This window comes from Protofrankia sp. Cas3 (genome assembly GCF_963555955.1).
Taxonomy (GTDB): domain Bacteria; phylum Actinomycetota; class Actinomycetes; order Frankiales; family Frankiaceae; genus Protofrankia.
Genome location: NZ_CAUVXP010000094.1, coordinates 9,537 through 21,143, shown reverse-complemented (window position 1 = coordinate 21,143; position 11,607 = coordinate 9,537). Strand labels below are relative to the sequence as shown.

The window sequence follows — 11,607 nt, the reverse complement described above, 5'->3', positions numbered from 1 at the left end:
CGAGCTGTTCGAGCACCCTGAACCAGCACGCCGCGATCCGCTCCACGGACCCGGCCTCGAACACGTCCGCGGCCCCGGTCAGGAACCCGCGTATCCCCGCGGGGGCCGCAGCCTCGTCCCACGTCTCGCCGACATTCACCATCAGATCGGCAGTCGCCCTCGCCGTCCCGGCCGGCAGTCGCGCGGCTCGGACGCCGGGCAGGTCCAAGACGGCGCGGACGTTGTTCTGCACCGTCAGTTCCACCTGGAACAGGGGGTGCCGGGACAGGGACCGCTCCGGGGCCAGCTCCTCCACGAGCCGCTCGAACGGCACGTCCTGATGCTCAAATCCGGCCAGGCTCACATCCCGAACCCGGGACAGCACCTCGGCGAACGTCGGGTCACCCGACAGATCAGTACGTAAGACCAGGGTGTTGACAAAGAACCCGACCAGATCGTTCAGCGCGACATCGGTACGCCCGGCGTTGGCCGCACCGATCGGGATGTCCGTGCCCGCGCCCAGCTTGGCCAGGGCGACCGCCAGGACCGCCTGAATCGCCATGAACACGGTGACGCCCTGCTCCCGGGCGACCGTCTGCAGACGCGCGTGCAGGTCGACGGGAACGTCCAACGGCACGGCGTGCCCGTGGAAACTGGAGGCCGCCGGGCGCGGCCGGTCGAAAGGCAGTTCCAACTCTTCGGCTGAGCCGGCCAGGGCCTGCCGCCAATACGCCACCTGGCACGACAGCACGCTGTCGGGGTCGTCATCGGCGCCGAGCAGTTCGCCTTCCCACAGCGCGTAGTCCGCGTACTGCACCGGCAACGGCACCCACTGCGGCTCACGCCCCTCGCACCGAGCCACGTAGGCCTCGGTGACATCACGTCCGAGGATGCTGGCGGACCATCCGTCCGTGGCGATGTGGTGGACGACCATCGCCAGCACGTGCTCGTCCGCGACGGTCCCCAGCAAGCGTGCCCGGATGGGTATCTCGACCGCTAGGTCGAAGACGTGGTTGACCACCGTCGCGATCGCGTCATCGAGGTCCGCCTCGGCGACGTCGGCTATCTCGAGGTCGAACCCTGTCCGCTCGACCGGAAGTACCTTCTGGAACGGCTCGCCGTCGACCACACCGAACACCGTGCGCAGCACCTCATGCCGGCCGATCACATCCCGCAGGGCACGACCCAACGCGTCGCGGTCCACGGCACCGGAAAGCCGCAGCGCGATGGAGATGTTGTAGGTGGTGCTCGGCCCGTCCAGCTGTCCCAGGAACCACAACCGACGCTGCGCGAACGACAACGGCACCAGCTCGGGACGCTCCCGCACCGCGAGTGCCACCCGGCCCGGGGCGGACCCGGCCAGCGCCGCGGCCAGGCTCGCAGGTGTCGGAGTGAGGAACAGCGCCCGTACCGACATCTCCACGCCCAGCACCACGCGCACCCGGCTGGTGAGCCGCACCGCCAGCAGAGAATGTCCGCCCAGGGCAAAGAAGTCGTCGTCGACGCCGACGGCGTCCACGCCGAGGATCTCGGCGAACGCCACGCACAGCAGCTCCTCGCGTACCGAGATCGGGCCGCGGCCACTCGTGTGGCCCGCGGCCCCTGCGTCGGGGGATGGCAGAGCCCTGCGGTCAAGCTTCCCGTTCACCGTCAACGGCAGCGCGTCGAGCACCACCACCGCCGAGGGCACCATATAGTCCGGCAGGCGATGCGCGGTGAACTCCCGCACAGCGGCCGGTAGGCCGACCATGTCACCCCGCTCAGAGGCACCCCGCTCAGAGGCGCCGCCCTCAGAATCCGGTACGACATACGCCACTAGGCGCCTGTCTCCGGCGACATCCGCACGGACGACGACCGCCGCGTTGCGCACGCCGGGATGCGACGCCAGCACCGCCTCGATCTCGCCCGGCTCGATCCGGAACCCCCGGATCTTCACCTGATCGTCGGCACGACCCAGATACTCCAGCGTCCCGTCGGCCGTCCACCGCCCAAGATCCCCGCTCCGGTACATCCGCTCGCCCGGCTCACCGAACGGGCACGCGACGAACCGCTCCGCCGACAGTCCCGGCTGTCCCGGGTAACCGCGGGCCAGCCCGTACCCGGCCACGTAGATCTCGCCGGTAACTCCCACCGGCGCCGGAACGAGAGCATCAGCGACCACGAACACGCGAAGACCCGGGAGTGCCCGCCCGATCACGCTCCGAGCCGCGACATGGTCCGCCGTCAGCTCATGGAACGTGACATGCACCGTTGTCTCGGTGATCCCGAACATATTGACCAGGCGTGGCCCGCCGTGCGGACGCCGGGCCCACCAGGGGGCCAGCTTCGCCGGCTCCAACGCCTCGCCGCCGAAGACCACCACCCGCAGCGACTGGTCCGCCGACCGGATCGCCGGCAGATCCGCCTCAGCGGCCATCAACTGATAAAACGCCGACGGAGTCTGGCTCAGTACCGTGACGCGCTCGCGGTCAAGCAGGCCCCAGAACTCCTGCGGAGACCGGGAGACGTCGAACGGGACCACCACCACCCGGCCGCCGGACAACAGTGCACCCCACAGTTCCCACACCGAGAAGTCGAACGCGAACGAATGAAACCAGCTCCACACGTCATCCGGACCAAACCCGAACAGCCCCTGCGTCGCGGCAAACAGGCCGACCACGTTGCGATGGGTGACCGCGACACCCTTGGGGTGTCCACTGGAGCCGGAGGTGTAGATCACGTATGCTGGATGATCGGGCAGCAGCGGACCGACCGGGTCGCTCCGGCACGGTCCCGCCGGTTCCCGCTCCGCCAGCTCCGGGTCGAAGCCGGGATCGCCGAGCAGCACCACAGGCACGTCCACATGCTCGGGCAGGCGCGCAACGGCGTCGGTTCCGGCCAGAACGATCACGGGTTCGGCGTCGGCCAACAGGTAGGCGATCCGGTCACTCGGATATGCCGGATCGATCGGAAGGTACGCCCCGCCCGCCTTAAGCACGGCCAGAAGCGCGATCACAAGATCGACACCGCGCGCCAGGCACACCGCGACCAGCGCCTCGGGGCCCACTCCCGACCTCACCAGAGACCGGGCCAGCCGATTCGCGCGCGCGTCCAACTCCGCGTAGGACAGCTCCTCACCGGCGCATACCAGGGCAACCGCGTCCGGGGTCAGGGTGGCCTGCGCCGCGAACAACTCGGGTATCGACGTGGCGGGCACCTCGGGCGCGGTGTCGTTGCGCTCCACCACCAGCCGGCGACGCTCCCGCTCGCCGAGCACATCCAGGTCGACGAACGGGATGTCCGGGCCGCCGTTCACCGCGGCATCCAATGCGGGCACCATGGCCTCGACGACGTTGTGCAGCATCCGGCACACCGCGTCCGGATCGGCCGGGGCCAGCGAGTCCACGGTCAGGCGGATGCCGTCGCGGTCGTCGTCGACCGAAACCGACAGCGGGTAGTTGGTACGCGCCCAGATGTAGCGGACCTTGACGCCGGTCAGATCGGTGCCGGTGTCCTGAACGGAGGTCTGGTTGTGCCGGTAGTTGAACAGCGTGGTAAAGAGCATCGGGTTCTGGCCGGGGATGCCGCTTGCCTGCTGGGCCACGACCAGCGGTACGTGCTCGTGGGCCAGCAGGTCGGCCAGTTGGCGGCGCAGCGCGGTCAGGGCGGCAAGCGTGCCGGTCCGGTCCACCCGCACCCGGACCGGCAGAGTGTTGATGAACACGCCCTGCACCCGGTCCGCCCCAGCCCCGGCGTTCATCCGGCCGACGAGCACGGTGCCGAAAACGACGTCATCGCGCCCCGACACCGCGGCCAACACCCGCGCCCAGGCCAGGTGGAAGATGGTCGCCCGGCTCAGGCCCAGAGCCCGAGCTACGTCCCGCAGCCGCGCGGACAGCGCGTCGTCGACCGGTAGCCGGCCCTGCAACGACGCCATCCCGTCGCCGAACACGTCGTCCAGCCCGTAGGGGGTCGTCGTCTCGGTGACGTCTCCGAGCAGTTCGGAGAAGTAGCGCCGGTGTTCCTCACTCGCCCTGGTTTCGCGGGCCTGTGCCACGAAGCCCCGGAACGGCATCGGTGGCGCCAGGTGCGCGCCGCGGCCCTTCAGGATCTGCCGTATCTCGTCGAGCAGGATCTCCAGCGAGGTGTGGTCCCGGACCATCTGGTGAATCTGCAACAGCGCCAGCCACGGGCCGCCGTCCGGTTCGGCGACGATGTGCACCCCCATGAGCGGCGCCGTCTCGAGGTCCATCGACCATCCGGCGGCGCCCAGCAGCTGGGCTACCGCGTCCCCGCCCCGCGCATCCAGCTCGATCTCGACGACCGGCACCGTCGCGCGGCGCCAGACCACCTGTACCGGCTCACGTAGTCCGCGCCACACGAACGCCGTCCGGTAGATGTCGTGCCGGTTCACCGCCTGCTGTAACGCGGCCAGGAACGCGTCGAGGCGGGCACGCGAGTCGAACTCCAGCACGGTGGGCAGCACGTAGACGTCGCGCTGCTCCGGACGCGCCATGAGGTGGTGAAACAGCATGCCATCCTGGACCGGCGCGAGCGGATAGACGTCCGCCACGTTGGCGGCGCCGCCGTCCACCGTGGCGACCATCCGCTCGATCTCACTCGGCGTCAGCTCCACCAGCGTCAGCATCTCCGGGATGATCGCCTCGGCGTCGTCCGGGATCAGATTGGGCGGTACCGCGACGGGTTCCGCGCCGACGGACGCGGCCAGCGTCGCGGGCGTCGGCGCCGCGAACAGTGCGCGCACCGACACGGACACCCCGCGGACCCGTAGCCGCTCCACCAGCGAGACCGCCAGCAGCGAATGCCCGCCGAGGACGAAGAAGTCGTCGTCCACTCCGACCGCGTCCAGCCCCAGTACGCCGGCGAAGGCTTCACAGAGGACCTCTTCCCGCAGGCTCGACGGCCCGCGGCCGTCCGCGGCCGCACCGGGCGCGTAGTCCGGGGCCGGCAGGGCCTTCCGATCGAGTTTCCCGTTCGCCGTCAGCGGCAGTGCTTCGAGGACCACCACGGCGGACGGCAGCATGTGGTCGGGCAGCCGCTGCGCGGCGAACTGACGCACCGCCGTCACGAACTCCAGGTTTCCAGCGTCCTCGGCAACCGCGGCAACCGCGGCAACCGCGGCGTCCTCAGCGTCCTCGGCAACAGCTACGACGTAGGCGACGAGACAGGTGTCCCCGGCATCTTGGCGGGCGATGACCGCAGCCTGGGCCACCGCCGGATGCGCCGCGATGACGGCCTGCACCTCACCGGGTTCAATCCGAAACCCGCGGATCTTCACCTGATCGTCAGCGCGGCCGAGGAACTCCAGCCTGCCTCGCGCGTTCCATCTGGCCCGGTCCCCGGTGCCGTACATCCGTTGGCCGGCACCCCCGAACGGGCAGGCCACGAAGCGTTGCGCGGTCAGATCCGGCCGGCCGACGTAGCCGCGGGCCAGCTGGGCTCCCGCGAGGTAAAGCTCCCCGACCACGCCGGGCGGCGTGGGCAGCAGACCGTCGTCGAGCACATACATGCGGGTGTTGGCCACCGGTGTGCCCAACGGCACGGTGCCGCCGGACACCGCGTCGGCGTCTAGCAGCCCGGTGGCCACGCCGATCGTGGCCTCCGTCGGCCCGTAGTGGTTGAAGACCTGCCGGTCCCCGGCCGCTTCCACCAACTGCCGTACCCAGTCGGCCGACGCCGCCTCGCCGCCGAGCACCAGCGAGCGCCCGGGTACCAGTGCGGCCAGGCCGCTCACGGCACCCAGCGCGGCCAGGTGCGAGGGCACCGCCTTCAGGCAGTCGATCCGGTGCTCGGCCAGGTAGCCCGCGACCGCCTGGGGATCGGTGACCGCGTCGGCGTCGAGGATGTGCAGCTCGCCGCCGGTCGTCAGGCTTGCGAACGCCACCGTGTTCCCGAGGTCGGTGACTAGGGGCTGCAGCAGGGCGTACCGCGATCCCGGCGCCCCGAACCCCACCCGTTGCGGTACGGAGCTGCTGTAGTTGCTCAGCCCTCTGTGGGTGACCGCGACGCCCTTCGGGCGTCCGGTGGATCCGGACGTGTAAATGACATAGGCGAGCCCGTCGGGCACGACGCGCACGTCGGGCGCCGTCTGCGGCTGTGCCGCGAGCGCGGCCGCCACGACCGGGTCGTCCACCTCGATCATGCGGATCCGTCCTGCGGGCAGGTCGTCGACGACCTCCACATCACTGAGCAGCAGCGCCACCCGGGCGTCGGCCAGCAGGTAGGCGATGCGGTCGGCGGGCAACTGGGGATCAACCGGCAGGTAGGCCGCCCCCGCCTTCCAGATGCCGAGGATCGCCGCCATCATCTCGGCGCCCCCCCGCAGGCAGACTCCGACCACCGACTCGGGTCCGACGCCCGCACCGCGCAGATAGTGCGCCAACCGGCTGGACCGCGCGTCCAGCTCCCGGTAGGCGACCTCGACGCCGCCGCACACGACGGCGATGGCCTCCGGGGTACGGGTAACCTGCTCCGTGAAGCGCTGGAGCAGCGTACCGGCCGGCGTCTCGCACTCCGTCCGGTTCCACTCCTCCAGGACCAGTCGACGCTCGGCCGCGTCGAGCAGTTCGAGCTCCGCGACGCGGGTGTCCGGTTCGTCGGCGATCGCCGTCAGCACCCGCGTGAATCCGGCTGCGATCCGTTCGGCCATGGGCCGGTCGAACAGGTCCGCCGATGCCTTCAGGACTCCGTCGATTCCGGCGGGCGCGCCGTCAGCGGTGAACACCTCGCCAACCATCACGTCCAGGTCGAACTTCGCGCCGCGCCGACCGGTCGACAGCACGTCGACTCGCACGCCTGGCAACTCGAACACCGATCCCAGGTTCTGCACCGTCAGGATGACCTGGAACAACGGGTGCCGGCTCAGTGAGCGCGTCGGCGCCAGCGCCTCGACCAACAGGTCGAACGGCACGTCCTGGTGGGCCAGCGCGTCGAGGCTGACCTCGCGGACCCTGGTGAGGACGTCGTCGAACGTCGGTCCGCCCGACAGGTCCGTACGGATGACCAGGGTGTTGAGAAAGCAGCCGATCACCTCGTTGAGTCCGGTCTCGGTACGGCCGGACACCGCCGATCCGATCGGGACGTCGGTACCCGCACCCAGTCGGGACAAGGTGACGGCCAGGCCTGCCTGCAACACCATGAACAGGCTCATCCCCCGGTCCCGGGCCAGTGTCAGCAACCTGTCGTGCACCTGTGCGGGGACAGTCAGGTCAATCAGGTGTCCGCGGTGGCCCGCGACCGCCGGTCGCGGGCGGGACGTCGGCAGCGCCAACTCCTCCGGCGCACCGGCCAGTGCCTGACGCCAGTAGGCCACCTGACGACGCAGCAGGCTGTCCGGATCGTCCTGGGAACCGAGCAGCTCGCGCTGCCACAGGGTGTAGTCCGCGTACTGCACCGGCAGCGGCAGCCATGCCGGTTCACGTCCCGCGGTACGCGCCGCGTAGGCCGTGGCGAGGTCACCGAACAGCGGCCCGATCGACCAACCGTCCACCGCGATGTGCTGCGCGACCAGGACCAGCACGTGCTCGTCCGGCGCGGTGGCGAACAGCCACGCCCGGATCGGCACCTCGCTCTCCAGGTCGAACGGGTACCCCGCCGCCTGCGCCACCATCCGCGACAGTGCGGGGCGCGCCTCGTCGACGATCGGGACATCGATGTCAAAGGCGGGCGGACCAGCGTCGAGAGAGCCGCCGTCGAGAAGGTCGGCGTCGACCACGGTCACGTCCCACCGCAGCTCCTTGAGATCAAGGATCTGCTGGCACGGCTCCCCGTCCACGGCGGGGAACACCGTGCGCAGGACCTCGTGGCGGCCGATCACGTCGCGCAGCGCGGCGCCGAGTGCCTCCCGGTCCAAGCGCCCGGTGAGCCGCGCGACCAGCGGCGTGTTGTAGGTGCCGCCGGCCCCCTCGACCTTCCACAGAAACCACAACCGCCGCTGGGCAAACGACACCGGGATCAACGGGACTCCTCCTGCTGGCGCCGAGGCCGCAGCACCGGCCTGGGTCTCCTGGGTTGGACGTCGTGGCGGACGAGCCAGGCTGCGAGCCCGGCCGGCGTCGGTGTCTGGAACAGTTCCCGGATCGATAGCTCCAGCCCCGATTCGGCCCACACCCGGCTAGCCACCTGGGTCGCGAGCAGCGAATGTCCGCCCAGGGTGAAGAAGTCGTCGTCGACGCCGACCGCGGGCAGGCCGAGAACGTCGGCGAAGGCGCGGCACACCAGTTGTTCCTGGGGGTTTGCCGGGGCACGGCCGGTGTCGCCGGTGTCATAGTGCGGGGCGGGCAGTGCGGCGCGGTCCAGCTTGCCGTTCGCGGTCACCGGCAGGCCGTCGAGAAACACCACGGCGGCCGGCACCAGGTACCCCGGCAGACGCGTGCCGACGTGTGCGCGGATGGATTCGGTCAACGCACCGCCGCCGGGCTCGCAGGCAGTGGGTACGACACCGTCAGTGGGTACGACATAGGCGGTCAGGCGTTTGTCTCCGGGAGCGTCCTCCCGGACGGTCACGACGGTTTGCCTGACGCGTGGGTGTGTCGCGACCACGGCGGCGATCTCGCCGGGTTCGACACGCAGTCCGCGGATCTTGACCTGGTCGTCGGTGCGACCGATGTATTCCAGGTGTCCCGCGGCGTTCCAGCGCACCAGGTCCCCGGTCCGGTACATCCGGTCACCCGCGTCGCCGAACGGGCAGGCCACGAACCGCTGCGACGTCAGTCCCGCCTGCCCCGCGTATCCGCGGGCCAGTTGTACCCCGGCCAGGTACAGCTCTCCGACGACCCCGGTCGGTATCGGCCTGAGTGCGTCGTCGAGCACGTAGACCCTCGTGTTGGCGACCGGTCCGCCGATGGTGACGACCGGCCCGTCGTCCGCCCGGCAGCGCGCCGCGGTGACGTCCACCGCCGCCTCGGTCGGCCCATAAAGGTTGAACAGCCCCACGTCGAGCACGCGCAGAAACGTGTCCCGTAATTCGAATGACAAGGCCTCGCCGCTGCAGAACACCGCTCGCAGGCCGGTGCACAGGGCCGCTTCGGGCTCGCGGCAGAACACCTCCAGCATCGACGGGACGAAGTGCACGACCGTGATGCCCGCGTCGCGGATGAGCCTGGCCAGATAGATCGGGTCCTGATGCCCACCGGGCCTGGCCACCACGAGCGCGGCACCGCGCAGCAGCGGCCAGAAGAATTCCCACACCGACACGTCGAAGCCGTAGGGCGTCTTCTGCAGGACTCGGTCGCCGCTGGACAAGCCGTACTCGTCCTGCATCCAGGCCAGGCGGTTGGCGACCCCCGCGTGCGGGACGATCACTCCCTTGGGTCGGCCCGTCGAACCCGAGGTGTAGATCAGGTAAGCCGGATGATCGGGCAGGAGCGGCCCGCCGCGCTCGTCGTCGGTCAGCGCCGTCGCGTCGAGCGCGCACACCCGCTGCGCGACATCCGGCGCGTCGAGCCCAAGCACGAGGGGGTGCATCGGGCCGTCGAGTCCGGCCAACCGTTGCCGCACCCTTTCCCCGGTGAGCAGGCATACCGGTCGGGCATCGATGAGCAACGCCGCGATTCGCGCGGCGGGATACCCCGGATCGATCGGCAGATACGCGCCGCCGGCCTTCAACACCGCCAGCAGCACGACCGGCAGGTCCAGGGAACGCTCCAGCGCGACCGCGACGACCGACTCCGGCCCGACGCCCAGTCCGGTCAGATATCGGGCCAGGCGATTGGACCGGGCGTCGAACTGGGCGTACGTCAGCTCCTCGCCGTCGAAGACCACCGCGACGGCGTCCGGGGTACGGTCCGCCTGCGCGGCGAACAGTTCCGGGATCGTCGCCACGTCGACCTCGGCGGCGGTGTCGTTCCACTCCTGGAGCACTCGTCGCGATTCGGCGGTGTCGAGGACGTCGACGTCTTCCAGACGGGTGTCAGCGTCCTGTTCGACCGCGGCGACCAGCTGATCCAGACAGGTGACGAGCAACCGGCAGACCCGCTCCGGATCGGCCGGGGCCTGCGCGTCGACGGTCACCGAGAAGCCGTCGCCGAGGTCGTCGACGGACACGGTCAGCGGGTAGTTCGTGCGTTCGCGGTACATCAGCACGTCGACGCCGTCGATGCCGGTACCCGATCCCCCGGCGGAGAGCTGGTTGTGGCGGTAGTTGAAGATCGAGGTGAACAGCGGGGTACTGCCCGCGACGCCCGAGGCGCGCTGCGCCAGGGAGAGCGGCGCATGCTCATGGGCCAGCAGGTCGGCCAGGCGCCGGCGAGTCGTCTCGAGTGCCTCACGCACGCCGCAGCCGGCCACCCGGACCCGCATCGGCAGGGTGTTGATGAAGGGTCCGAACACCCGGCCGGATCCTTCGCCGGCGTTCATCCGGCCGAAGAGCACGGTGCCGAACACCACGTCATCGCGGTTCGACACGGCGGCCAGTACGCGAGCCCAGGCCAGATGCAGAATCGTTGCCGGGCTCACCCCCAACGACCGCGCCACGTCGCGTACCCGGGCGGCCACCGCGTCGTCGACCGGGAGCCGTGCGCTCGCCACCGATGTCCCGTCGCCGTAGACGTCCACCAGACCGTAGGGCGCCGTCGGTTCGGTGACGTCGCCGAGCAGCTCGGCGAAGTACCGGGCGTGGTCCTCGCGGGCCGTTCCCCAACGGGCCTGGGCCACGAAGTCCCGGAACGGTAGCGGCGCGGCGAGCTGGTCGCCGCGTCCGTCGAGGATCGTACGGGTCTCGGCGAGAAGTGCCTCGAGGGTGCTGTGGTCGCGAACCATCTGATGCAGGCCGAGCAGGGCGAGACACCGGCCGCCCTCCACTTCGGCGGCGTGTACCCGCAGCAACGGAGCGCGTTCCAGGTTCATCGACGACACACCGGCGGCGAGCAACTGGTCCACGCCGTCCGGACCGTGCGGATCCAGGGCAACCTCGGTGACCGGGAGCACCGCCCGCCGCCACACCGCCTGAACCGGTTCGCGTAGTCCCCGCCACACGATCCCGGTGCGATAGATGTCGTGCCGGTCCACCACCTGCGCAAGCGCGGCGAGGAAACGGTCCAGTCGGTTGCGGGAGTCGAACTCGAGGACTATCGGTACGACGGAGACGGCATTGCCGCCGTTGCCGCCCATGAGGTGGTGGAAGAAGATGCCTTCTTGCAGCGGGGCCAGCGGGTATACGTCCGCGAGGTTACCCGCACCGCCGTCCACGCAGTCCAGCACCCGCCCCATCTCGGTCTCGGTGAGCTCGACCAGCGGCAGCATCGCCGGAGTGATCTCCTCGGCGCCTTCGGGAATCACATTCGGTGGCACCCGCACCGGCTCCGGACCGGCGACCGCGGCCAACGCCGCAACCGTCGGTGTCTGGAACAGCGTCCGCACCGAAACCGACACCCCGCGCGGTCGCAACCATTCCACCAGCGTCAGGGCCAGCAACGAATGCCCGCCCAGAGCGAAGAAGTCGTCATCCACCCCGACCCGGTCCACACCGAGAACCTCGGCGAACCCGGCGCACAACAACTCCTCGCGTACCGTCGAAGGACCGCGGCTGCTCACCGAACCCCCGGCCGCATAGTCGGGGGAAGGCAGAGCTCGTCGGTCCAGCTTGCCGCTCGACATCAGCGGCAGCGCGTCGAGCACAACCACTGCCAA

2 protein-coding genes are annotated in these 11,607 nt (G+C 70.0%); both read right to left on the bottom strand.

Annotation, left to right across the window (positions count from 1 at the left end; genetic code table 11):
* The coding region (locus tag U9983_RS17165; RefSeq protein WP_322755008.1) for a non-ribosomal peptide synthetase at positions 1-7,927 on the bottom strand (7,927 nt) is incomplete at its 3' end.
* A 5-nt stretch (positions 7,928-7,932) separates the two neighbouring features.
* Positions 7,933-11,607 (bottom strand): amino acid adenylation domain-containing protein (locus U9983_RS17160; protein ID WP_322755005.1); only part of this gene is annotated, 3,675 nt, incomplete at its 5' end.